The following is a 575-nucleotide window of genomic DNA, read 5'->3' as shown; positions in this document are numbered from 1 at the left end:
TACGGCGACCTGATGGGCGACGGCTACGTCTGGTACCAGCGCCGCAACGAGACAACCGGCCTGGAGAACCAGTGCTGGAAGGACTCCTGGGACTCGATCTGCTTCCGGGATGGGCGGCTGCCCAGCCTGCCCCGCGCCACCTGTGAACTGCAGGGCTACGCCTACGACGCCAAGATTCGCGGCGCCCGGCTGGCCCGCCAGTTCTGGAACGACCCCGCGTACGCCGACCGCCTCGAGCGGGAAGCGGCCGAGCTCAAGCAGCGCTTCAACCGAGACTTCTGGGTCGAGGACGGGGAGTACTACGCCCTCGCCCTCGACGGCGACGGCCGCCAGGTCGACGCGCTCTCCTCCAACATCGGGCACCTGCTGTGGAGCGGGATCGTCGAGGAATCCCGGGCCGCGAAGATCGCCGAACACCTGCTCGGCCCCCGACTCTTCTCCGGCTGGGGCGTGCGCACACTCGCCACCGGTGAGGGGCGGTACAACCCGATCGGATACCACGTCGGCACCGTCTGGCCCTTCGACAACGCGTTCATCGCCTGGGGCCTTCGGCGCTACGGCTTCACCCACGAGGC

The 575-nt window shown here is 68.9% G+C and carries 1 protein-coding gene; it reads left to right on the top strand.

Translation table 11 applies throughout. The annotated features are described in order from the left end of the window. The coding region (locus tag V6U81_RS29060) for an amylo-alpha-1,6-glucosidase (RefSeq protein WP_420884109.1) at positions 1-575 on the top strand (575 nt) is incomplete at both ends.

It is taken from the genome of Micromonospora lacuserhaii (genome assembly GCF_036902735.1).
Classification (GTDB): domain Bacteria; phylum Actinomycetota; class Actinomycetes; order Mycobacteriales; family Micromonosporaceae; genus Micromonospora.
The sequence above is the reverse complement of the archived record's forward strand: the minus strand, read 5'-3'. Positions and strand labels throughout refer to the sequence as shown.